Raw genomic sequence first — 22,350 nt, forward strand, 5'->3', positions numbered from 1 at the left:
AAGCCGGGCGGTGGCCGTCCACCTGGTCGCCACCGTCCTGATACTCTTGCTCTCGCGCCCGAAACGACCTCAGTAACTCCCCGGACCTATAGCTCAGCCGGTTAGAGCGCTTCCCTGATAAGGAAGAGGCCGGTGGTTCAAGTCCACCTAGGTCCACACAGCACCAGCAGACCATTCGCCGGTCTCGCTCCCTTTTCGATGGGAGCGGGCCGGCTTTTTCATGCGCGGAATCGCGGCCGTCCCACCAGCGCGGCGGGCTGGCTTGATCGCTGTTTGCGCCCTCCAGTGGTTGCGAAGCGGCTCTGAGTACGACCACGGGAGGGCCAGAACGGCGATCAAGCTCGGCGAAGTCGATCGTTCGAGCGGCCGATCTTGTCGGGGCTTCGCGGCGTCACCTCGCGTGACGATCTGATTTCACACTCAGTGTGATGGGTAGCTACTTGGCGGATGCGGGTGTTGACGCTTCCGCGTGGGGGCGGCGGGATGCCGTCGAGTTGGTCGTCTGTGCTGGACCAAATCGTTACGCGCGGGCCTCTGGCGTCGAGAGTGCGGTCGATTTGCAGGAAGATCGGCGAAATTTGTCCTAATGTGCCATCAACGGCGCTGCTCTCGACCGATCGGCGAGAGGGAGCCTCAACCGCTGGGAGGGCGCACCGTTGCGGATCGCGTTGCTGTCGTACCGCAGTCTCCCGACTTGTGGGGGCCAGGGCGTGTACGTCCGCCAGCTGTCCAAGGAGCTCATCGCCCTCGGCCACGAGGTCACGGTGGTCAGCGGACCCCCCTACCCGGTCCTGGACGACGGGGTCGAGCTGCGGGAGCTGCCCAGCCTCGACCTCTGGAGCGAGCCGAACCCGTTCCGTTGGCCGTCGCCGCGTGAGCTGACGAACGTCGCCTCGATGGCGGAGTTCGTGATGATGCGGTCGGGCCAGTTCTCCGAGCCGCTGGCGTTCAGCCTCCGGGCGCACAAGGCCCTGCGGCCACGCAAGGGGACCCCGCCTCCGTTCGACATCGTCCACGACAACCAGACCCTCGGGTACGGGACGCTCGCGCTGCGACGGGCGCTGGCCCCGCACAAGATCCCGCTGGTCGCAACGCTGCACCACCCGATCACCGTCGACCGTCGGCTGCACCTGGAGGCCACCACCGGTCGCTGGGCCCGGTTCGGCGTCCGGCGCTGGTACTCCTTCCTGCCGATGCAGGCGCGGGTCGCGCGCGGGCTGGACGGGATCGTCATCCCGTCCGAGAGCTCGCGGGCGGACATCATCACGGACATGGCCCTGCCGGACGACCGGATGCACACGGTGCCGCTCGGCACCGACCACGAGGTCTTCTCGCCGGACCCGTCGATCGCCAAGGTGCCGGGCCGGATCGTCGTCGTCACCAGTGCGGACGTCCCCCTCAAGGGGCTGATGGTGCTGCTGGAGGCGCTTGCGAAGCTCCGGGTCGAGCGGGAGAACGCCCACGTCGTCTGCGTCGGCAAGGCGCGACCTGGTGGGGCCGCGGCCAAGCAGGTCATCGAGCTCGGGCTCACCGACGCGGTGACCTTCCGGTCGAACCTCGAGCAGTCCGACCTGGTCGACCTGCTGCGCTCGGCCGAGGTCGCCGTCGTGCCGTCGCTGTACGAGGGCTTCAGCCTGCCGGCCGTCGAGGAGATGTCCGTCGGGCTGCCGCTGGTCGCGACCACCGCGGGCGCGCTGCCCGAGGTGACCGGACCGGACGGCGAGGCCGCGCTGACCGTGCCGCCGGGTGACTCGGGCGCGATGGCGGTGGCCATCGACCGGCTGCTCGGTGACCCGGAGCTGCGGGCACGGCTCGGTGCCGGCGGGCGGGCCCGCGTCGAGGCGAAGTTCTCCTGGCGAGCCGCGACGGCGGCCACCGCGCGGTGGTACGCCGAGCGGATCGATGCCGTCAGGTAGCCGATGCTGACCGTTGACTTCGACCGGTTCCCGGTCGGTCCTGGCGATCGCGTGCTCGACCTCGGCTGCGGGGGCGGTAGGCACGCCTTCGAGGCCTACCGACGCGGCGCCGACGTCGTGGGCCTGGACTATTCCTTCGACGACGTGGCCGGTGTCGCCCGGATGTTCGGCGCGATGGCGCTGGAGGGCCAGATCCCGGCCTCCGGGCGGGCGGGCGGGGTGCGCGGCGACGCCTTCGGGCTGCCGTTCGCGGACGACACGTTCGACCGGGTCATCGCGTCCGAGATCCTCGAACACCTGCCGGCGGACGAGAAGGCGATGGCTGAGCTGGTCCGGGTGCTGCGCCCGGGCGGGCTGGCCGCCGTCACCGTGCCGGCGTGGCTGCCGGAGCGGCTGTGCTGGGCGCTCTCCTCCGGCTACCACACGGTCGAGGGCGGGCACGTGCGCATCTACCGGCGCGACGAGCTGCTGGGCCGGCTCACCGCAGCCGGGCTGGAGTACCTCGGCGGTCACAGCGCGCACGCCCTGCACGCGCCCTACTGGTGGCTGCGGTGCCTGGTCGGCGTGCACGACGACGACCACCCGGCTACGCGGCTGTACCACCGGATGCTGGTCTGGGACATGATGAAGCGCCCCCGGACGACCCGGTGGACCGAGCAGCTGCTCAACCCGGTCCTGGGCAAAAGCGTCGTGTTCTACCTGCGCAAGCCCCTGGACGTGGGCCAGCTGACGGTTTCGGTGCCCGAGCCGTCCACCGCCCAGCGTGAGGCGTTCGCGGAGACTGGCCATGGCGTCGACTGACGCGTTCGCGGCCCAGCCGTCCGTGGTGCCCCACGACGCGAGCCTGCGACCGACGACGGTGCCCACCCGGCGAGGCGTGCTCGCCCCCGACCGGCTGGCCGATCTGCACCCGCTGGCGCGCCCGCCCGAGACCAGCCCGTTGCTGACCGCTGCCGAGGTCCGGGCGACGGCCGACTCGATCGCCGCGATGCAGGACCCGGACGGCGCGATCCCATGGTTTCCGGGGGGTCACACCGACGCCTGGGACCATCTCGAGTGCGCGATGGCACTTGAGCTCGGTGGGCGCGACGACGCGGCCCAGCGGGCCTGGGACTGGCTGCTGCGCAACCAGCGTGACGACGGCTCCTGGGCGACCAGCTACATCGGCGGTGGCGTCCGGGAGAACTTCGCCGACAGCAACCAGTGCGCCTACGTCGCCACGGCCGTCTGGCATCACTGGCGACGTACCGGCGACGCCGCGTTCGTCGCCGCGCTGTGGCCGGTGGTACGCGCGGCGCTGGACTTCGTCATCGACATGCAGGCGCCCAGCGGGGTGATCTGGTGGGCCCGCGACGCCGAGGGCAATGACTACCCGCTCGCGATGTTGACGGGCTGCTCCAGCACGCTGCACAGCCTGCGCTGCGGGCTGGGCCTGGCGGCGCTGGTCGGCGACGCGCGTCCGGACTGGGAACTGGCCGCTGGCCGGCTCGCCCACGCGCTGCGGGCCCATCCGGAGTACTTCGCGCCGACGTCGCGCTGGTCGATGGACTGGTACTACCCGGTGATCGGCGGAGCGCTGCGCGGAGCTGAAGGTCTGGAGCGACTGCGCGGCCGCTGGGCCGACTTCGTCATCGAAGGCCTGGGAATCCGCTGCGTCTCCGACGAACCGTGGGTGACCGGAGCGGAGACCTGTGAGCTGGCGATCGCCCTGCACCTTGTCGGCGAGACCCCGGCGGCGCGCACCCTGGTCCGGGACATGCAGCACCTGCGTCACCATGACGGCGCCTACTGGACCGGCTGGCAGTTCGTGGGTGGCGCCCACTGGCCGGACGAGCGCAGCACCTGGACCGCCGCGGCCGTCATCCTGGCCGTCGACACCCTCTCCGGCGGCGTCACCGAGGCCGTCTTCCGCGGCGACGACCTGCCCGAGCCGCTGCCCACGCTGGCGCCGGACGACGAGGAGTTCGACGATGTCGAGTCCCGCGACCGGCTCGGCTGCGACTGCGACCCCGCACCGGTCATCGGCGCGTGGTCGACCGATGAGCTGGCCGGCCGGCTGGCCAGCTAGCGGACTCTGGGAGTACCTGGCTCGTGGATGAGACGTTGCGCCGCGCGGCGCTGGCCGCCAAGGGCTTCATGCCCGAAGACGAGGGTGACGCGCTCTACGCCGCCGCGGCCGAGGTGCCGGCCGGCGGGCTGATCCTCGAGGTCGGCACCTACTGCGGCAAGTCGACGCTGTACCTGGGCGCGGCCGCGCGGGCGGCGGGCGCGCGGGTCGTGACCGTCGACCACCACCGTGGCTCCGAGGAGAACCAGGCTGGCTGGGAGCACCACGACCCGACCGTCGTCGACCCGCACACCGGCCGGATGGACACGCTGCCCTTCCTGCGCCGCAACCTCTGGGACGCCGGCGTCGAGGACGTCGTCACCGTGGTCGTCGGGCGCACCGAGGAGGTCGGCGGCTGGTGGACGACCCCGGTCGCGCTGCTGTTCATCGACGGTGGCCATGCCGAGGAGCAGGCCCAGGCTGACTACGCGGCGTGGGCCCGGCACGTCGCCCCCGGCGGTGCGCTGCTCATCCACGACGTCTTCCCCGACCCCGCCGACGGGGGCCAGGCGCCGTACCACCTTTACCTGCGCGCCCTGGACGAGGGCTTCAAGGAGCGGTCCCGCACGGGTTCGCTGCGGGTCCTCGAACGCGTCCAGTAGGGGTCCCGGTTCGGGATCTGGCACCTGCGGCTTGGCCGCGCCTCGCCGGCCGCCGCCGCGTCGGACGCCCGCGCCAACCGGGCGCAGGCCGACGCCATCGCGAACCGCGCCCATTCCGCCCTGGCCGGCTGACGGTGCCCGCGGCATCCCGCCAGCCGCGTTCCGCGGAACGCGGAGATCGTCAGGCAGCGCCCGCAGGACCCGCCGCCGCGGCTTCGCGTTCCGCGGAACGCGGAGATCGCTGGACAGCGTCAGCAGGATCTGCCAGCCCGGTTTCCCGTTCCGCGGAACGCGGAGATCGTTTGGTTAGCCCACGCGGCGGTCAGCCCGTGACCGGACCGCCGCGCGGTCGGCCGTTCCGGTCCAGCCACACGTAGTCGTCTCCCACCCGGACGCCGCCGAACTCGACCGGCGCGGACGGCACCGCGTCGCGGCCGGCGGTGTCGCAGGCGTACGGCCACTCGACGCCGGACCAGCGCTGGCTCCAGGACGTGCACCAGCCCGTCGCCGGCGTCTTGGCGGAGACCGGCCCGCGCTCCAGGTCGAGCACGGTCGTCTCACCTCGGACCCGCAGGACGTACCGGGTGTCGCTGACCCGCAGGACGAAGTCGCCGCCCTGCCCTCGGGCAGCAGGGCCCGCTCCGGCCGCGTTGGTGAAAACCCAGGAGTCCCCGGCGTCCCAGGACCAGGTGGTCCGCCCGGTCTCGAGATCGAAGCCCTCCAGCGTGACGCCGAAGTTCGCGAAGGCCGCGTTCAGCCCCGCTGTCACGGTGCCGCGGAACACGCAGCGCACCGGGTGGGTGGGGTCGAACGCGATCCGTGGGCAGCCGAGCGTGGCGCCGGGCCGCGTCCAGAGCCGCTCCCCTGTCGTCGCGCTGATTCCCACCAGAGCGTTCAGGTCCGTCTCGGCGACCGGCGACAACGTGTCGGCGAGCAACCCGTTGAGGGGGCTGCCCACATACACGTCACCGCGGCGCACGGAGTCCATGCCGATGAACAGCACGCCGTCGGCCGTCGCGCCGAAGACGTTGGTAGCCGGCTCCTGCCAGAGCAGGTTCCCGCCGTCGGCGACGGCCGCCAGGGTCTCGTCGTCGCCCGACAAGATCAGATCGACGCCAACCTCGCGGGTATCGTCCCCAATCCCGAGCGGTTCCTCGACGCGAACCCGACCGCTCCGAGCGTCGAGGACGACCTTGGACGGCGGCCCGGCGTCATTATCAGCCGCGGCGACCAGGCAGATCGCGGACCCGTTCCCGCAGACCCGCGGGGCAGCGGCCACCGAGAGATCTTCCCCGTAGCTCCACCGCTGCTCCCCGGTGGCCGCGTCCGCGGCTACGACCGAGACCGTGTCATCGGCGCCTCCGGGCGCCAGCCACACCACGGTCGCCCCGTCGTCGACCACCAGCGGAGTGAACCGCCCGAGGTCCCCCTCAATCCGCGAGATGCTCGCCGGAGCCGTCCAACGCGCCCGCCCGGTTGCCGGGTCCAGGGCCGCGATCCTGTCGACGACCTTCTCGTCCGTCGACGAAAAGACGAGGACGGAGCCACGGGCCGCCACTGGCTTCCCGAGCGCGACCAGGTCGTTCGACCAGGCCTGCCTGACCGTCTCCGGCCCCCGGTCGTGGGTGGCGACGACGGCGACGCCGGCGCCGACCGCGGCCAGCTGGACCACCAACCCCGTGGTGGCGACCAGGGCCAGCCACGGCCGACGTCCCGACCGGCCTGCCGAGTTCGGAAGGTTCGGCGGGTTCGCTCCCCGCGTGGCCTGGATACCTGACGTCGGTCGCGTGGACTCGGCGGTGGGCGTGGCCTGCGTGCTTGCCGTCTCCAGGGTGGCCTGCGTGGTTGGCGTTGGGGGTGTGGCCTCCGTGGTTGGCGAACCCTGGGCTGCCTGCGTGGTCGGCGAGCCCAGAGTGGCCTGGACGCGCTGCGCGGCCTCGGCTTGGCCTACCCCCGTGGGTAAGTCGGCCGTGGGCGCGGCCCACGGCTGATCGGCGCCAGGCGTGGCGGCGGCCGCCGAGAACTCGGCATCCATGCTTCCCCCGTGATCTTGTGGCTGTCGGGACGGATCGCCATCATCCAGACAATCCCCCGCAGACGCCAGCCACTACGACAACCGGCCGGCCTGCGCTGGAAACCGCCGCGCGGCCCCCTGACCAGCGCGGCAGCCCTCGATCCCGCGCATCGTCCAACTCAAGGTCGTCGGCGCCGACGAGTGCCTCGTGGCCGACCACTTGGTGACCGGACGAGACGCCACGGCCTCGCGGACCCAAGCCTGTGGAGCCGCGGATGAGTTGGTCGACCGGCCGGGTGGGCCGTTGGGGCTGGATGGTTACCGGAGCTGACGGTGCTGGGCTACACGGTTGGCCGCATAACGATCAAAGCGGGCATCACATGAAGTGATACCCGCAGATCAGAGGTGGTGGAGACGGGGAGACTCGAACTCCCAACCCCTGCCTTGCAAAGGCAGTGCTCTGCCAGTTGAGCTACGCCCCCGTGGGTCGCGCCCGGCGTGACCGCTGGACGGGCGCTGCCGGCTGGGCGGCGCGCCTTCCAACTGTACGGCATCGCGGCGGGTGCGGCGGTGGCGTCTTTCCTGCGATCCTGCTGTCCTGGAGCCGGTCTGGCGTCGCCATCGCGGAGGTGTCAGCGCCGAGCTGATCTTCGCGGCGCGGAGGCGGTCGCGGTCGGGTCCACCATGATTGCTAGTTCGGCCCTCTACCGGTCGTAGCGGGGCTCTTATCGCGACCGGTAGAGGGCCGAAACGGCGATCACGGCTGAAGGGCGGGCGGCTGCGGTCGACCCGGACCGGGCGTCCGTCACGGGGTCAGCGGGAGGAGGGGCTAGCGCCGCCTCCGGCACGGTTCGCCCGTTTCCGGCGTCCCCATGATCGGCGTTTCGGCCCTCCAGTGGCTGTTACCGGGTCTGTTTCATAGCCACCGGAGGGTGAAAACGGCGATCAAGGTGACGGGCAAGACCTTGGCGGTCACGGCGTTAGCAGCCGCCCATGCGCTTGAGCAGCGTCGCGATGGCGGGGAAGTTCGTCCAGCAGTCGGACTTGGAGCTGCTGGTGGCGGGCGCCGGGGAGTTGGGGGCGGCCTCGCTGGTCGGGGCGGTCGGGGCTCCTGCGGGCGAGGTCGGCTGTGGCTGGTGGCTGCCCGGTGCGTTGGCGCTGGAGCCGCGCGGGCGCGCGTCGGCGCGGCCGACGGACTGCGCCTGCACGGCGTTCACGCCGGCCTGAGTGGGCGGCGCGGCCGTTGCCGGCGGCTCGATCACGGCGGGAAAGCTTGCGAAGTCGATCGTCGGCGCCTCGGTGTCGACGAACACGATCGCTTTGCCGGAGCCCGCGGGGGAGTTGCTGTTGGACAGCAGCAGTCCGGTCAGGCCGAAAAGGGTCAGTACGACGAGCACGACGGCGGCGGCGATCGTCATGCCGGACCGGGAGCGCAGGACATATCCGTGCCGGACGACGTGGATCCACTTCCGCGCGTCCCGCTGCGGGCGCTGCCCGGGGCGGAGGAACGCGGCCCCGCCGTCGGCCGCGCCGATCGCGGCCGCCCGGTCAACCTCGTTGATCTCCGCGGAGTCGTCGATCGGGAGCTGGGGACGCGGGTCTGGCAAGGCGCCGGACTCGAGGCCGACCACCGTGGCTTCGGGGTCGTCCTCGCCTGCGGCTTCGGGATCGCCGCTGTCGAGGTCGTTGGCGTCGAGGCCCGTCTGAGCAGACTCCGACACGGCCGCGGGAGCCTCGGGGGTCCCCACGGGGGTGTCAGCGGACCGGATCGTCTCGTCGCCGGGCGCCGGCGCTTCGAGGTCGCCCGTCGCCACGGTCCGATCGCCGTCGGCTGCCGGCGCAGGCGGCTCGGCCACCGTCACCCCGGTGGAGTCGGACGCGATGGGGCCGGGCTCTACGAGACCGGATGCGGTTAGTCCCGGATCGGTCGTCTCGGCGTCCGCGTCGGCTCCTGGTGACGCCTTGGGCCTGGCCACCGCCGGCTTGTCGGCCTTCGCGAGCGAGAGGGCTGCGGGCGCCGGCTTGGTGGTTTCGACCGAGGTCGCCTCGGGCGACGCGGCAGGCTCGGCCACAGCGACCTTGGCGCCGGCCGGTGTGCCCGTATTGTCCGGAATTGGGGAGTCGGTCGGCGTCGTGGTGGTGATGTGGTGAGTTCCCCGGTGACTGTTGTCGAGCGTGGCGCCGGGCTCAGCCGGCGGGACCGCCGGCTGGCTGGCCTGTTCCGCGCCCTCTGCCGGACCGGGCCGAAGTGTCTCGTCGGGGTCGACGGCGACGTAGGGGCGTGCCAGCCCAGACGCCGCGTCGGGGGTGTCTTCCCAGTCCCCGGCAGCGGTTTCGCTCATCGTGACCTGCCCCTGTCGCCTACTTCTCGCACCGGTCCGCGGGTACCACCGCGCCGCGGCGCGGCTGCGAACCACTGGCTTCCGAGGTCCCACGCTTCCACATAGCGGTAGAGGTCGTCTTGCAGGCGGGTCGACCGGGTGAAGGCCGACAACAGATCACCAATCCGCCATCAGCAGGGTATCGGCAGTCCGTGGCGCATCAGGTACTGGGCGATGGGCGAATCCCGGCAGGCAGTCGCCGCGGCAACCGCGCCGTCACGCCCGGCGCCGGTCGTGGCGGTCGGCTTCGGGCCACCGAACAGCCGCCGAGTGGTCGGAGCCGCGCTTTGGCGGGTGGCCAGGGCCGCCGAGGTGGTGGCTAGCGAGGCCGACACCGCGGCGGGCGTCGGGGCCGGGGTGGCCTCCCGCGCCGCCACCATCGACGCCGGGGTGGCGAGGCTGGTCTGTGGCTTCCCGGAGGCGACCGTGTGGGTCGTGTCCAGGGCCGGGTTGCGGGCGAACAGGACGACCGCCACCACGATGATGACGCCGGTCAGCGCGAAGCCGGCCAGCGCGGCCAGCGGGAATCGCGCGGCGGCCCCGGCCGCCGGCGCGTCCGCGCGGCGGCGCCACGTGAACCGGTCCGTGACATCTGCGGGTAAGCGATCGTGGCTGAGCGGAATCCTGGTGGGCATCGCTGTGGCGTCCGCCTTTGCTGTCTCGGTCACCTGGGCGTCTTGGAGGACCTGTCGGGGCTCGGGCCGCCTTACTGCCTCGTTCCGGCCGCGGAGACCGGCAGTCTGGGCAGGGTCGGGTCCAGGTAGCGCAGCCGCTCCCGGACGTTCACCGCCAGGTCGCGGAACTCCTGGTAGCACTTGCGCACGTAGGTCTGGGCACTGCCCAGTGCGCCGTCGCCGGAGCGCAGCTCGAACATCGGCTTGCGGGCGTCCTGGGCGAGCGGCATGAGGGTCTGGTAGTGCGGCAGGCTCGCGATCTCGAACGACTTGTCATAGGGGTCGGCGCGCTGTGTGCCGAGCACCGACGTGGCGTAGACCTCGGGAATCCGGTCGAGCCAGCGGTCGAAGGCCCGCGCGGGGCGGTCCCGGCCGGAAGCCGGCTGCATGATGACGTAGCCGATCGGCATCATCAACGCGCGCGGTGCGGCGATCCGGTCGGGCACCTTCGGCAGCACCATGCCCTGCCAGGTGGACCGCCAGTCCCGCAGGGTCGGGCCGAGGTTGCGCAGGCCGCGCAGCGAGAAGAGGTCGGCGCTCAGCGGCATGAGCACCGTGTCCGCGGACAGCAGGGCCGCGCGGTTGATCGCGCCGAGGTTCGGGCCGACGTCGATGAGCACGATCTCGGCCCGTACCGCCTTGCCGCTGTGGTCGACGACCCGGTGCAGGGCAGTCGTGGTCCGCAGCGCGGCGACGTCCTTGCCGAGGAAGCTGTTCGGCCAGGCGGCCGACAGCTTGTCCTCGAAGACGCTCAGGTCGACGTCCCCTGGCAGCAGCCACAAGTTGTCGTCGACCGACACCGGCTCGAACAGCGAGACGTCCCCGACGCCTTCCATGATCGGAGCGATGGCGGTGGCGATCGTGCCGGTGCCCTCGACGATCCGGGACCGCCGGCCGCCGAGGATGTCGTGGCGCGGCGCCGAGGATGCGGTCGACCCGCGGCCACCGGTCGAGGCACCGACGATCTGCTCCCGCCAGAGGGTCGCCAGGTCGTCCTCGTCGAGGAACTGGGCGGTCAGGTTCGCCTGCGGGTCGAGGTCGACGGCGAGTACCCGATGCCCCTGCCGGGCCAGCATGTGCGCGAGGTGGAAGGTGAGCGTGGTCTTGCCGACGCCACCCTTGTTGTTGAACAGTGCCATCGTGATCAAGAGTGGCCCCCCCGCGCCGCGCGGCAGGCCGGGGTCACGTCGGGGAGGTCGACGACGCGCGACCCGACGTCGCTCCGTCGCCCCTGGTCCCGAGGGCCAGGCAAACCGGTCATACCGGCATGGTGCGCACCCACCGGACCATTGTCTCCCTATGGCCAGCGACGAGCGCACCGCCACGGCACCAACGTCGTAACCGGGCCGGTGCCGGACGTTCGGACGCTGCCCAACTAGTGGGCAGCGAGGTCGGACGGATCCCATCGAGGCGCAGCGTGCGCGGCCGGGCTACCACCTCGACCCGGGCGTGACGGTCACCAGGACCGCTAGTGGGCAGCGTTCCCGACCGACGCTCGCCGGGCTGAGGAGCGCGGCCGGTGCCGAGCCGTGACGCTGCCCATCACGAGCCATGACGCTGCCCATCAGCGGACAGCGTGGGAGTCCGTCCCTGCTGGGGGCACCGTCATTCCCAGGAACACAGGTCCGGCCAGCCGCTGGGGGCCGCCGGGCGGGGGAGGCGTCCGAGCAGCCAGCGCAGCGTTTCGGCCGTGGAGGTCCGCACGACGGCCGGCCGCGGGCCGGCGCCGAACGCGCGCGACGGTCGATCGCCCGGAGCGAGCACGACGCTGACCCCGGGTGGCAACCGTTCCGGCAGCCGGGCGGTCGTCCAGTCCCATTCGGCGTCCACGTAGGGAGCGGGCAGGTCGGCCCAGCCAGGGCCGCCGCGGTCGGCGAGCCCCAGGTCCACCCCGTGGATCTCGACCTCGCGCCAGCGAAGGAACACCAGGTCCGCCAGGGTCACCGGGCCGTCGAGGCGTGAGCCGGCGGCCGGCTCGAGCCGGCACATCCCAAGACCGGTGCGCCAGACCTCGACGTGGGTCGCGTCCCAGGCGCGCTCCAGCCCGGCGATGGCCGCGGCCAGGTCATCGCGGAGGCGCTCGGCGGAATCGGCGCCCGGGTGGACCGTCGGGTCGTCAGCCGCCGAGTCGCCGGTAGGCAGCGGTACCGGGGCGGCGCCGGCACAGGCCGCCTGGACGAGGCTCGTGTGGTTGTGGGCACCGACGGTGAGATGACGCAGGATCTGCCCCACGGTCCAGCCGGGCAGCAGGGCGGGCCGGGCGACGGTCGCGTCGTCCAGCGCCGTGGCGAGGGCGAGCAGTCGCCGGTGCGACGCCGACACCCCGGCCAGCAGGTCGTGCGGAACCGGGGAGGGAAGGTAGCCGGTGCCGGCGGGCGTGGTGTGCGTCGCCCGTGCGGACGGCGGCAGGCCTGACTCCCGGACCCCGGCGCGCGTCTCGGTCGCCATCCGTCCACGATGCGCCGCCGTGTGCCCGCCCGCCAGCCGACCGCTCCGTCGGCACGCTGCCCATCGGTGGTCTGGCTGGTCCCCGGACACGAGAGACGGTGACCACCAGTGGGTAGCGCCATGACGATCGCCGCCGGTTGGAAGGGGCAGCGTCGCCGACGCCGGGTCGGGGCCGAACCTGAGCCGGCCGCCGGCCGCCGGCCGCCGGGTGTCGGCCGCAGGGTGTCGGGCGGCGAGGCTGGGTGTCGTGGACGGAGGGCACGCGTCCCACTCATGGGACCCGTCCTCTCACTAGCAGCCGGGCCGTCGACGGCAGCTAGTGCCGTGTCCGGCCAGGTCCGCCCGCTGGCTTGATCGCTGTTTCGGCCCTCGCATGGTCGCAAGAACGCTGCGGTTACAGCCATGCGAGGGCCGAAACAGCGATCTTGCTGGCCTCGGGGCGAGGCGAACCTTCAGATGCGGCGCTGGCTCGTCGGTGGAACCCGTGCCCTCAGCGGGACCCGTCCGCTGAGGGCATCTGGCGCGCCGCTGGGACCCGGCCCGCCGGTGAAAAGCGATGAAAGATCTAACGATGACCTCAGGCGGTCAGCGGCTTCAGCGGCTCGGTGCGTTCCGGCCCGGGTGGCGGCCCGCTCCGTGACGGTGACCATCGAGGGCAGGCGACCGGGACATTCCATTCGTCCGTGTGCAGACGGTGACCACATGGGAGCGGTGTTGGCCCAGGGTGGTCCTGACCTCACTGTTTGGTTCGGTGGGCCAGGCGGCCGAGCATCGACCGTAGGCTGACCACCATTGGGGCAGCGTTGCGCGGGCGGCCGCCTGGATGGTCCCCGTCCGTGCACAGACGCTTTCCATCCGCGAACGGCGAGTCGGTGGCCAACGCCATCGCATCAGTGTCGATGACCCCGCCTGGTGAGTGGATTCCCTAGCCGGCAAGCCGTCCTGGCTCTGATTCGGCTGGGAAATCGAACCTTTACGTCGGATCCCTTGTCCAGGGCACATGCCGCTGGCAGTCTGACTCGGCATCGGGGCGTGACTTCTACGGATTGCCCTAGATCTGTCGCGAAACATGGGAAGGCAGGTGCGGGTCTTGGCGGTGACCGCGGACGGGGTGTCGACGTCGGTGCCGACGGTCAGTACGCCGACGGTGCCCACGGGTGGAACGGGTGCGGTGCCGCCAGCGATCGAGCTGATCGGCGTCGCGAAGGACTACGCGTCGCGTCGCGGCGCCGTCACGGCCGTGGAGACCGTCGACCTCCAGATCGCCGAGGGCGAGTTCTTCTCGCTGCTGGGGCCGTCGGGCTGCGGGAAGACGACGACGCTGCGCATGATCGGTGGCTTCGAGGAGCCGAGCCGGGGCCAGATCCTGCTGCACGGCAACGACGTGACGGCTACCCCGCCGAACCGGCGGGACGTCAACCTGGTCTTCCAGAGCTACGCCCTCTTCCCGCATCTCGATGTCGCGGGCAACGTCGCCTTCGGCCTGAAGCGCAAGGGCATCCGCGGCCAGGCGATGCGCGAGCGGGTGACCAACATGCTTGAGCTGGTCGAGCTCGGCGCGCTGGCCGACCGCAAGCCCAAGGAGCTCTCCGGCGGCCAGCAGCAGCGGGTCGCGCTGGCCCGGGCACTGGTGAACGAGCCGCGGGCACTGCTGCTGGACGAGCCGCTCGGCGCGCTCGACCTGAAGCTGCGCGAGACCATGCAGATCGAGCTGAAGCGCATCCAGCGCGAGGTCGGCATCACGTTCGTCTACGTGACGCACGACCAGAGCGAGGCGCTGACCATGTCGGACCGCATCGCGGTCATGAACAAGGGCCGGATCGAGCAGCTGGCCGCCCCGCGCGACCTCTACGAGCGACCGCGCACCCGATTCGTCGCGGGCTTCATCGGCACCTCGAACGTGTTGCGCCGGACTGTGAAGACGGTGACCACGGATGGGACGGGTCCGGTCGCGATCCTTGATGCGGGCATCGACGAGCGGCTGATGGTGCCGATGCACGAGGACCTGGAGTCGGTGCGCACCGGTTCCGTCGTCGAGCTGACCGTGCGCCCGGAGAAGATCGGCATGACGGTCGACCGGCCGGACGGCGACGTCTGCATGCTGCGCGGCCGGGTCACCGAGGTCGTCTACCTGGGGACCAACACCACCTACACGGTGTTCACCCCGGGCGGCGACGAGATCACGGTCTTCTGGCAGAACAGCTCGGACTCGGCTGACATCGCTCGCCGTGGGGACGAGGTCTGGCTGTCCTGGCGGGAGGACCACTCATTCGCCCTCGCGCCCGGCACAGCGAGCTCCACCCCCGCCGCCGCCTGACGGTGGCCGCGGGGCACCGAAGAACGTCCTGGCCGGTCCTCGGGCCGACCCGGCAGGCCCTGAACCAACAGATCCCTGACAAGAAGCGCGTTCAGCTGACAGCACCTCGCGGAGGATCTCCCACGTGACGACGCACGACAGCACGGACCGTCCCGGCGCCCAGTCGCCGGCTCCCGCCGTCGACCCGGCCCTCCTGCGTGGCCTCACCCAGCCCCGCCTCGGCCGCCGGCAGTTCCTGCAGGCAGGCGGCGCCGCCGGCCTCGCCGCGTTCCTCGCCGCGTGCGGCGTCAAGGGGGAGAAGAAGGCGCCGGCGAGTGCCGACGACGTCGCCACGTTCTGGAGCGACAAGAAGAAGGCGGGCACGCTCGACTTCGCCAACTGGCCGCTCTACATGGACACCGACGACGACGGTAAGCACCCGTCGCTGGTCCAGTTCGAGAAGGACACCGGTATCCACGTCAACTACCGGGAGTCGATCCAGGACAACGGCGAGTACTTCGCGAAGGTGCAGCCGCAGCTCGCGGCGCACCAGTCGATCAGCGCCGACCTGATCGTCATCACCAACGGCGTCTACCTGGACAAGTTCATCGAGCTGGGCTTCCTCGCCCCGCTGGACCAGACGAAGCTGCCGACCTTCGCCAAGAACGCCGACCCGTCGGTGAAGAGCCCCTCCTACGACAAGGGCAACAAGTACACCGTCGCGTGGCAGTCCGGCCTGGTGGGGATCGGGTACGACCCCGAGAAGACCGGGCGCGAGATCACGAGCTACGAGGACCTGTTCGACCCGGCCTTCAAGGGCCACGTCGGCATGTTCGGCGACAACGAGGACCTGCCGAACTTCGCGATGGTCGGCATGGGAATCAAGCCGGAGACGTCGACCGAGGCGGACTGGAAGAACGCCGCCGCGAAGCTGACGAAGCAGCGCGACGACGGCATCGTGCGCAAGTACTACGACCAGGGCTACATCGATGCGCTGGCCTCCGGCGACCTGTGGCTGTCGATGGCCTGGTCCGGCGACGTCTACCAGCAGCAGGCCGGCGGCAAGAACCTCAAGTTCGTGGTCCCGAAGGAGGGTGGCCTCTTCTGGACGGACAACATGTGCATCCCGATCACCGCCACCCACCCGGTCGACGCGATCACCTACATGGACTACGTGTACAAGCCGGACGTCGCGGCGATGCTGACCGACTACATCAACTACATCACCCCGGTTCCGGCCGCGAAGTCGCTGGTCGACCCGGCGCTTTCCGGATCCCCGCTGATCTTCCCAACCGCGGACGACCTGAAGAAGACCTACCGGTACCGCGACCTCACCGCGGCCGAGGAGAAGACCTGGAACGGCATCTTCCAGCCCATCGTCCAGTCGTGATCGCCTGAACCGGAGCGAATCATGACCCAGACTGTGGCCGCCGCCCCGGCGAGCGGGGCGGCGGGCGGCCGCGGGAAGAAGCCGAAGCACTGGCGCTCGCCGTGGACCCCCTACCTGCTGTCCACCCCGGGCGGGCTCTACCTCGCGATCTTCTTCGTGGTGCCGATGCTCGTCATGCTCTCGGTCTCGCTGCAGACCGGGAACGTGACCGACGGCTTCGCCCAGACCTTCAACTTCGGGATCTACCCGCACGCGATCAGCGAGTACTCGACGCAGCTGATCCGGTCGTTCATCTACGGCGGCGCCTGCACGGTGCTGTCGATCGTGCTGGCGTATCCGATGGCGTACTGGATTGCCTTCTACGGCGGGAAGCGACGCGCGACCTACCTCTTCCTGGTCCTGCTCCCGTTCCTCGTCTCGTTCATCATCCGGACCGTCTCGTGGGAGTTCCTGCTCGCCGACGACGGCGTCATCCTCGGGAACCTCAAGCACATCGGGCTGCTGCCGGACGGCTTCCGGGTCATGGCGACCTCGGCGGCGGTGATCGGCGGCCTGACGTACAACTCGTTCCCGTTCATGCTGTTGCCGATCTACGTGGCCCTGGAGCGGATGGACCCGCGGCTGCTGGAAGCAGCGGGTGACCTGTACGCCAACAAGGCCGGTGTGTTCGGCCGGGTGGTGCTGCCGCTGTCCATGCCGGGCGTGTTCGCCGGCGTGCTGCTCACGTTCGTCCCGGCGACCTCGGACTACGTCAACGCGTCGATCCTCGGGGGCACCCACAACACGATGATCGGGAACATCATCCAGACGGCGTTCCTGACGAACGCGGACTATCCCCTCGCGTCGGCGCTGTCGTTCATCCTGATGGTGATCCTGCTGATCGGCATCCTCATCTACGCCCGGGTGCTCGGCACCCGGGACGTGTTCGAGATGGCGACCCGGTGAGCGTAGGAGGACGCGTGCGGAGGTCCCGTCCGGAGCGTGCGGAGGACGGGGCCGTAGCTCGCGGCGGACGGAGCGAACCAGAGACTCTGAGCGCGCCGACCGCGGTGACGACCGCCGAGGCGCGGCCGGCCGCGACGAGGCGGCGGCCGCGTATCCGTTGGGGCGCGCACCTGATGCACGCCTACACCTGGCTGATCCTGCTGTGGCTGGTCGCACCGATCATCTTCATGATCGTCTTCAGCTTCAATGACACGCACAGCCGCCAGAACACCCACTGGCAGGGCTTCACCTTCAAATGGTGGGGCCGGCTCGGGGCCTACCCGGACCTCACCAGCTCGCTGGTGAACTCCCTGACGATCGGCGTGCTGTCGACCCTGATCGCGACGGCTTTCGGCACGATGATCGGCATGGCGATCGGGAAACATGCGTTCCGCGGCCAGGGCGGCGTGAACCTGCTGCTTTTCGCGAACATCGCCGCGCCCGAGGTGGTGCTGGGCTCGTCGCTGCTCTCGCTGTTCATCACGATGAACATCCCGCGCGGGTACCTGACGATCCTGATCGCGCACGTCATGTTCAACCTGGCCTATGTCGCGGTGGTCGTCAGTACACGGCTGGCCAGTTTCGACATGAGTCTCGAAGAGGCGGCCCGCGATCTGGGTGCCGGCCCCTGGGCGACGTTCCGCCTGGTGACGCTCCCGATCATCCTGCCGGGCATCCTGTCCGGCGCGATGCTGGCGTTCTCGATGTCGATCGACGAGTACATCATCACGGCGTTCAACGCGGGCGGCACGCTCACGTTCCCGCTGTGGGTCATGGGCGCGACCAAGAACGGTGTCCCGCCGCAGGTCAACGTGATGGCGACGATCATCTTCGTCGGCGGCATTCTGCTGGCCGTCGGGGGTTTCGTCATCGGTCGCGGGGCGAAGGCCCGCGCGCCCGAGGAGGACCTGGGCGTCGTCCCCGTCTGAGGACTGCCGGGCAGACCTGGGCCGGGATGGATCCCCTGACGGGGCCCATCCCGGCCCGTCGGGCTAGTTGCCGCCCTGGTCGGCGGAGGTCGCCTCGTGCCACAGGTCAACCTGCTCGCTTTTGTCCTTGCGCCAGCGGGCGGCCAATGCGGCGGCGCTGGCGACCGCGGCGATCAACGCAAGCCTGCGCATCATCGGACGCCCTCCTTTGCCTGGGTTCCGGTGCCGGGGTTTTCGGCTTCGGGGTTCCGGGAAAGCAGCCTGCGGCCTGCCGGCCGTCGACTCATCCCGTCAACGTATCCCGGTTGGGCTGATCGTGGCGCGAGCCTCAGCGCTGGTAGGTGCCTCGAATGACCGCCCTGGCCAGCGTGTGGAACGCCAGGTTGAAGCCGACGACCGCGGGAGCGACGGCGTCGTTGATCTCCAGCTTTGGCACGTCGACCGCGTGCACGACGAAGACGTACCGGTGTGGGCGGTCGCCAGCCGGCGGCGCGGCGCCGCCGTAGCTCTTGGTGCCCCAGTCGCAGGCGACGTGGTACGCGCCGGACGGGAGGCCGGACAGATCGCCGGAGGCGGCACCGGTCGTGAGCTCGGTCACGGACGCCGGGATGTCGACGAGAACCCAGTGCCAGAAACCGGAGCCGGTTGGCGCGTCCGGGTCATAGCAGGTGACCACGAAGGACTTCGTCTCGCTGGGGAAGCCCGACCAGGACAGCTGCGGCGACAGGTCGCCGCCGCCGGCGCTGCCGTGCGCGTGCGCCAGGGGCAGCGGCGCGCCGTCGGCGAAGTCCGTACTGGTCACGGCGAAGGTCGGCGCGGGCGGGAGCAGGTCGATCGGGTCCGGTGCCGGAGCGCGGTCAGCCAGCGACATTTTCGTCGGTCCTCCAGAAGAGCCGGTGTGGGGCGCAGGACCCAGCCATCCGTCGGCTCTACGCTTTGGCGGGACGAAATACCGCAGTCCGAGCGCATGAGTGGGGCCTGGTCGTGAAGCTTGTCACCGCAATTCTCCGCCCGCACCGGGTGGCCGACGTGCGCGCCGCGCTGACCACGTTCGGTATCCATGGGATGACAATTAGCCAGGCGTCTGGTTACGGAAAGGAAGTGTCGCGCACCAGTTCGTACCGGGGGCGGCGCTTCCACGACGAGTCTGTCAGTAATGTCCGGATGGAGGTCCTCGTCGACGACGGGGACGCCGATGACATCGTGAACGTGATCCTTGGCTCGGCCGCGAGCACGGCCAGCGGGGCCGGGAAGATCTGGATCACCCCCGTCGTCTCGCTGACCAGGGTTCGGACCGGCGAACGGGGCATGGACGCCATCTAAAGTTCCAGCAGCTGAGGGTCCGGATGTTGTCCGTTGTTCTTCGGAGTGGCGACAAGGCCACGCCGAACCTGTAACGTATGGCTTGTCCCGGTCGGCGTACCCCTCGAATCCCCCCGTATCGATGGGTACGTCACCGGGACTCCTTATGCCCCGCTTCGCCGCCCGTCTGGCGCGTCGATCGGGGCCTTTTTGTTGCCCCGGGGATGCCGGGCTCGGTGGCCGGATCATCGCTCGTGCGCGGGCGAGGCGGTGGTCCGACCCGAATCCGGGTGCGGCGTGACCCACGTGAAACATCGAGGCGCCGGATGGGTGAATACGCTCAGAGTGTGGCGAGGCGGGCGAACCTGGGCGCACTGGGCCGAGGTCAGGCGCGCCGCGTCCTTGGCTGTCTCGTGGCGGCCCTGGCCTTCGCAGCGCCGCTGGCTGGCTGTTCGGCTGGCTCTTCCGCGGCGGCGGGCGGGGCGACGGCGCAGTCGCTGGCTCCAGGCGCCCCCGGCAGCCTGATCACGGCGACGCCGGTGGCCGGTGCACCGGCCGGCATCACGGCCTGGCGGGTGATCTACCACACCCGGGACCAGAACGGCGCCGACGTGGCGGCCTCCGGGCTGGTGCTCAGCCCGGCACCGGGGCACGGCGGCACGGTGCCGTCCGGTGGCCGGCGGGTGGTCGCCTTCGGTCATGGCACCACGGGCGTGGCGGACGCCTGCGCACCGTCACTGGCCCAGCCCGCGCTGACCGCCGTCGGCAGCACCTTCTCGCTGGTCCAGCAGGGTTACGTCGTCGCCGCCGCCGACTACATCGGCCTTGGCACCCCCGGCGACCACGCGATCTACGTGGCCAGGCCCGCGGCCCAGGCCCTGCTCGACGTGGTGCGGGCCGCCCGCGCGCTGCCGGCGGCGCATGCGGGTAGCGACATGATCATCTGGGGTTACTCGCAGGGCGGGCAGGCCGCGCTCGCCGCCGGGGTGATGACCGGCTACGCGCCTGAGCTCAGGGTGCGCGGTGTGGTCGCCATGGCGCCGCTCGCGGACCTGCCACGCTCGCTGGCGAGCCTGCGCGACGAGAACGACACGGGCGTCGCCTACATCCTGATGGCGGCCTATGGCGTCTCGGTGGCCTATCCCTCGGTGAACCTGTCGGCCGACCTGACCACACACGGGAAGCGGCTACTGTCGATCTTGCAGCACAAGTGTGCGGTCGACCTGGTGACAGCCAGTACCGGGCTCACCGAGGCCCAGGTGTTTCTGCATGACCCGCTGACCATCGAGCCCTACGTCTCCAGGTTCGCCGCGCAGCGCAAGGCGGTGATCGGCGCCATGCCACCGCTGTTGCTGCTGCAGGGCGATGCCGACAACGTCATCCGCCAGCCGATCACCGACGGGGTCGTGCGGGACCTGTGCGCGGCCGGAACCGCCGTCGACTACCACCGTTACCCGAACGCCGGCCACAGCACGGTCTTCAGCACGTCGTCCCGCGACATGTACACCTGGATCGCGAACCGGTTCCGCGCCGACCCGGCCCCGATGCACAGCATCTGCGGCCCGACGCTCTGAGGACCCCTGCGTCGGGCGGCGCCGGCTCAGCCGGCGCGCAGCCCGGCGAGCGCGGCCGTCCAGCGGGCAATCTCGTCGAACATCACCTTGGCGGCCGCGTCCATCGCCGCGTCGGCGACGAGCTGGCCGTCCGAGCCGATCTTCTGACCTACCATGGCGAGGGCGATCGCCGGCGTCACCGGGACCAGATCGAGCGCCGTGAGCACCGGCTTGATCGCCTGCACCGCGCGGGTACCGGCGGCGATACCGCCATAGCTGGCGAAACCGACCGGCTTGTATCGCCACTCCGCGGACAGGAAGTCGATCGCGTTCTTCAACGGCGCGGTGAACGAATGGTTGTACTCAGGCATCACGAAGACGAACGCGTCCGCCGCGGCCACGGTCGCGGCCCACTCTTTGGTGTGGTCATGGGCGTAGTCGCCCAACCGAGGGTGCCTCGGCTCGTTGAACATTGGAAGGTCGACCTCGGCGAGGTCGACGAGCTCCACGTCGAAGGCACCGTGCGCCGTCGCCTGCTCGGCGACCCATGTCCCGATCGAGGGCCCGATCCGGCCGGGACGGGTGCTCGCGATGATGATCACAAGTTTCGGCACGACGATGGCCCCACCTTCTGACGAGCAATGAAGATTGCGCACGCAACGAAATTCAGGCTAGCGACCGGGTCGGTGGGGAAACGGCCGGCCCGGTCATGGGGTTGACCACAGTCCTGCCGTCTGGACCTACTCTTCGGCGGGGCGGTGCAACCCGGCACCTGTGGGCCGCGTGGTGGCGGCCGGCAGGACAACCAGGCCGAACGCTGTTCGGTCCGAGCGCGGAAACGGAGAATGGCGCGGTGACTCAGGGCGGCCCCAAGGCCCGCACTTGGCCCCAGGAAGCGCAGGCCCGCACGTGGCCTCAAGATCCGCAGGCCCGCACCTGGCCTGAAGATCCACAGCCTCGCACCTGGCCTGATGATCTCCAGGCCGCTAGCTGGCCCCAGGACCGCACCGGGCCTCAGGAGGTGGAGCCCAGGTCCGCCACGGTCCTCGGTCTCGACCTCGGTGGGACCTCGATCAAGTGGGTGACGCTGGCGGACGGCCAGGTGACGCGCAAGGGCCGGGTCCCGACCCCGCACAGCGGGGTGGACGACGTGCTGCGCGCCCTGTCGGACGTCGCCGCGCAGGTTCCCGAGGCCCGCGCGATCGGGGTGGCCGCCGCCGGTGCGCTCGACCCGGTCGCCGGCCGGCTGCTCGTCGTCCCGAACATCGCGGGCGAGTGGGCGACTCGCGCCGTCGGCCCGGAGCTCGCCGACGCCACCGGCCGTCCGGTGAACCTCGCGAACGACGCCCGCGCGTTCGCCTACGGCCAGTTGCGGCACGGTGCCGCGGCGGGGGCCCGTGACGCGATCTTCGTCACCCTGGGGACCGGCATCGGCGGCGCCATCGCCTCCGACGGGCAGCTTCGGATGGGCCAGGCCCGCCGCGGCGGCGAGATCGGGCACATGCCCATCGAGCCGGTGGACGGTCGCAAGTGCGGCTGCGGCTCGGTCGGCTGCCTGGAGACGATCGCCGGCGGCCGCGCGCTGGCCGAGATGGGCGCGGACCTGGTGCGTGCCGGGGCCGCGCCGGGGGGGGGGGGGGGGGGGGGGCGAGCGGGGGCCGGGGGGGCCCGCGGCCGGGCCCGCCGCCGCCGCGGCGTTCGCCGCCGAGGGCGACCGGCTGATGGTCCACCCGTTCGACGATGCGGCCGTGATC

General features: G+C 70.8%; 19 protein-coding genes and 2 tRNA genes. 12 read left to right on the forward strand and 9 right to left on the reverse strand.

Annotated elements, in window-relative coordinates:
• The first annotated feature begins 82 nt into the window (after window positions 1-82).
• The 5 genes from I6A60_RS06635 (at window position 83) to I6A60_RS06655 (ending at window position 4,625) form a co-directional block, all read left to right on the forward strand.
• A tRNA-Ile gene (locus tag I6A60_RS06635) sits at window positions 83-156 on the forward strand.
• Between the two features lie 500 nt (window positions 157-656).
• Complete coding sequence (locus tag I6A60_RS06640) at window positions 657-1,916, forward strand: glycosyltransferase family 4 protein (RefSeq protein WP_203021300.1); 1,260 nt, start codon at window positions 657-659, stop codon at window positions 1,914-1,916.
• A 3-nt stretch (window positions 1,917-1,919) separates the two neighbouring features.
• Window positions 1,920-2,717 carry a class I SAM-dependent methyltransferase gene (locus I6A60_RS06645; protein WP_203021301.1) on the forward strand — a complete coding sequence of 266 codons (798 nt, stop codon included), beginning with the start codon at window positions 1,920-1,922 and terminating at the stop codon, window positions 2,715-2,717.
• Entirely contained in the window at window positions 2,704-3,984 is a 1,281-nt protein-coding gene (locus tag I6A60_RS06650; RefSeq protein WP_203021302.1) for a prenyltransferase/squalene oxidase repeat-containing protein, read from the forward strand. The genes I6A60_RS06645 and I6A60_RS06650 overlap by 14 nt, the downstream gene beginning before the upstream one ends.
• A 23-nt stretch (window positions 3,985-4,007) precedes the next feature.
• A complete protein-coding gene (locus I6A60_RS06655) occupies window positions 4,008-4,625 on the forward strand; it encodes a class I SAM-dependent methyltransferase (protein ID WP_203021303.1) in 618 nt (205 codons plus the stop codon).
• A gap of 322 nt (window positions 4,626-4,947) precedes the next feature.
• Here the strand turns inward: I6A60_RS06655 and I6A60_RS06660 are convergent, their stop codons facing one another.
• The 6 genes from I6A60_RS06660 to I6A60_RS06685 form a co-directional block, all read right to left on the reverse strand.
• The gene (locus tag I6A60_RS06660; protein ID WP_203021304.1) at window positions 4,948-6,297 is read right to left on the reverse strand and encodes a PQQ-binding-like beta-propeller repeat protein; all 1,350 of its coding nucleotides are present in this window, start codon (window positions 6,295-6,297) and stop codon (window positions 4,948-4,950) included.
• A 748-nt stretch (window positions 6,298-7,045) separates the two neighbouring features.
• Window positions 7,046-7,121: transfer RNA gene (locus I6A60_RS06665), tRNA-Ala, on the reverse strand.
• Between the two features lie 498 nt (window positions 7,122-7,619).
• Window positions 7,620-8,981, reverse strand: a complete 1,362-nt coding sequence (locus I6A60_RS06670; protein ID WP_203021305.1) for a hypothetical protein — start codon at window positions 8,979-8,981, stop codon at window positions 7,620-7,622.
• Window positions 8,982-9,151: 170 nt separating this feature from the next.
• A complete protein-coding gene (locus tag I6A60_RS06675) occupies window positions 9,152-9,688 on the reverse strand; it encodes a hypothetical protein (protein WP_203021306.1) in 537 nt (178 codons plus the stop codon).
• 38 nt (window positions 9,689-9,726) lie between these two features.
• Window positions 9,727-10,842, reverse strand: coding sequence for a ParA family protein (locus tag I6A60_RS06680; protein WP_203021307.1), 1,116 nt, complete (start codon window positions 10,840-10,842; stop codon window positions 9,727-9,729).
• A gap of 457 nt (window positions 10,843-11,299) precedes the next feature.
• On the reverse strand, window positions 11,300-12,142 hold the full coding sequence (locus I6A60_RS06685) for a maleylpyruvate isomerase family mycothiol-dependent enzyme (protein WP_203021308.1): 843 nt from the start codon (window positions 12,140-12,142) through the stop codon (window positions 11,300-11,302).
• 1,069 nt (window positions 12,143-13,211) lie between these two features.
• Here I6A60_RS06685 and I6A60_RS06690 point away from each other — a divergent pair.
• The 4 genes from I6A60_RS06690 to I6A60_RS06705 all read left to right on the forward strand — a co-directional run bounded on the left by I6A60_RS06690 (window position 13,212) and on the right by I6A60_RS06705 (window position 17,741).
• Complete coding sequence (locus I6A60_RS06690) at window positions 13,212-14,459, forward strand: ABC transporter ATP-binding protein (protein ID WP_238441193.1); 1,248 nt, start codon at window positions 13,212-13,214, stop codon at window positions 14,457-14,459.
• 124 nt (window positions 14,460-14,583) lie between these two features.
• Complete coding sequence (locus I6A60_RS06695) at window positions 14,584-15,828, forward strand: spermidine/putrescine ABC transporter substrate-binding protein (RefSeq protein WP_203021310.1); 1,245 nt, start codon at window positions 14,584-14,586, stop codon at window positions 15,826-15,828.
• A 21-nt stretch (window positions 15,829-15,849) separates the two neighbouring features.
• The gene (locus tag I6A60_RS06700; protein ID WP_203021311.1) at window positions 15,850-16,773 is read left to right on the forward strand and encodes an ABC transporter permease; all 924 of its coding nucleotides are present in this window, start codon (window positions 15,850-15,852) and stop codon (window positions 16,771-16,773) included.
• Between the two features lie 86 nt (window positions 16,774-16,859).
• On the forward strand, window positions 16,860-17,741 hold the full coding sequence (locus tag I6A60_RS06705) for an ABC transporter permease (RefSeq protein ID WP_203021327.1): 882 nt from the start codon (window positions 16,860-16,862) through the stop codon (window positions 17,739-17,741).
• 63 nt (window positions 17,742-17,804) lie between these two features.
• On the opposite strand, the gene I6A60_RS06710 is transcribed toward I6A60_RS06705, so the two are convergent.
• Together I6A60_RS06710 and I6A60_RS06715 are read right to left on the reverse strand one after the other, a co-directional pair.
• Window positions 17,805-17,936, reverse strand: coding sequence for a DLW-39 family protein (locus tag I6A60_RS06710; protein WP_203021312.1), 132 nt, complete (start codon window positions 17,934-17,936; stop codon window positions 17,805-17,807).
• A 133-nt stretch (window positions 17,937-18,069) separates the two neighbouring features.
• Entirely contained in the window at window positions 18,070-18,612 is a 543-nt protein-coding gene (locus tag I6A60_RS06715; RefSeq protein ID WP_203021313.1) for a YbhB/YbcL family Raf kinase inhibitor-like protein, read from the reverse strand.
• Between the two features lie 113 nt (window positions 18,613-18,725).
• On the opposite strand from I6A60_RS06715, the gene I6A60_RS06720 reads away from it, so the two are divergent.
• Complete coding sequence (locus tag I6A60_RS06720) at window positions 18,726-19,064, forward strand: P-II family nitrogen regulator (protein WP_203021314.1); 339 nt, start codon at window positions 18,726-18,728, stop codon at window positions 19,062-19,064.
• Window positions 19,065-19,582: 518 nt separating this feature from the next.
• Window positions 19,583-20,617, forward strand: coding sequence for a lipase family protein (locus I6A60_RS06725; RefSeq protein ID WP_307873553.1), 1,035 nt, complete (start codon window positions 19,583-19,585; stop codon window positions 20,615-20,617).
• A 26-nt stretch (window positions 20,618-20,643) separates the two neighbouring features.
• Here the strand turns inward: I6A60_RS06725 and I6A60_RS06730 are convergent, their stop codons facing one another.
• Window positions 20,644-21,210, reverse strand: coding sequence for an NADPH-dependent FMN reductase (locus tag I6A60_RS06730; protein WP_203021316.1), 567 nt, complete (start codon window positions 21,208-21,210; stop codon window positions 20,644-20,646).
• Between the two features lie 407 nt (window positions 21,211-21,617).
• On the opposite strand from I6A60_RS06730, the gene I6A60_RS06735 reads away from it, so the two are divergent.
• Window positions 21,618-22,350 (forward strand): ROK family protein (locus I6A60_RS06735; protein WP_307873554.1); only part of this gene is annotated, 733 nt, incomplete at its 3' end.

Source organism: Frankia sp. AgB1.9 (assembly GCF_016786355.1).
Lineage (GTDB): Bacteria > Actinomycetota > Actinomycetes > Frankiales > Frankiaceae > Pseudofrankia.

What these genes read in the sequence shown, in the direction of transcription:
- I6A60_RS06670 (WP_203021305.1), bottom strand. Translation starts at nt 8,981, where the DNA reads ATGAGCGAAACCGCTGCCGGGGACTGGGAAGACACCCCCGACGCGGCG.
- I6A60_RS06700 (WP_203021311.1), top strand. Translation starts at nt 15,850, where the DNA reads ATGACCCAGACTGTGGCCGCCGCCCCGGCGAGCGGGGCGGCGGGCGGC.
- I6A60_RS06690 (WP_238441193.1), top strand. Translation starts at nt 13,212, where the DNA reads ATGGGAAGGCAGGTGCGGGTCTTGGCGGTGACCGCGGACGGGGTGTCG.
- I6A60_RS06715 (WP_203021313.1), bottom strand. Translation starts at nt 18,612, where the DNA reads ATGTCGCTGGCTGACCGCGCTCCGGCACCGGACCCGATCGACCTGCTC.
- I6A60_RS06645 (WP_203021301.1), top strand. Translation starts at nt 1,920, where the DNA reads ATGCTGACCGTTGACTTCGACCGGTTCCCGGTCGGTCCTGGCGATCGC.
- I6A60_RS06710 (WP_203021312.1), bottom strand. Translation starts at nt 17,936, where the DNA reads ATGATGCGCAGGCTTGCGTTGATCGCCGCGGTCGCCAGCGCCGCCGCA.
- I6A60_RS06650 (WP_203021302.1), top strand. Translation starts at nt 2,704, where the DNA reads ATGGCGTCGACTGACGCGTTCGCGGCCCAGCCGTCCGTGGTGCCCCAC.
- I6A60_RS06685 (WP_203021308.1), bottom strand. Translation starts at nt 12,142, where the DNA reads ATGGCGACCGAGACGCGCGCCGGGGTCCGGGAGTCAGGCCTGCCGCCG.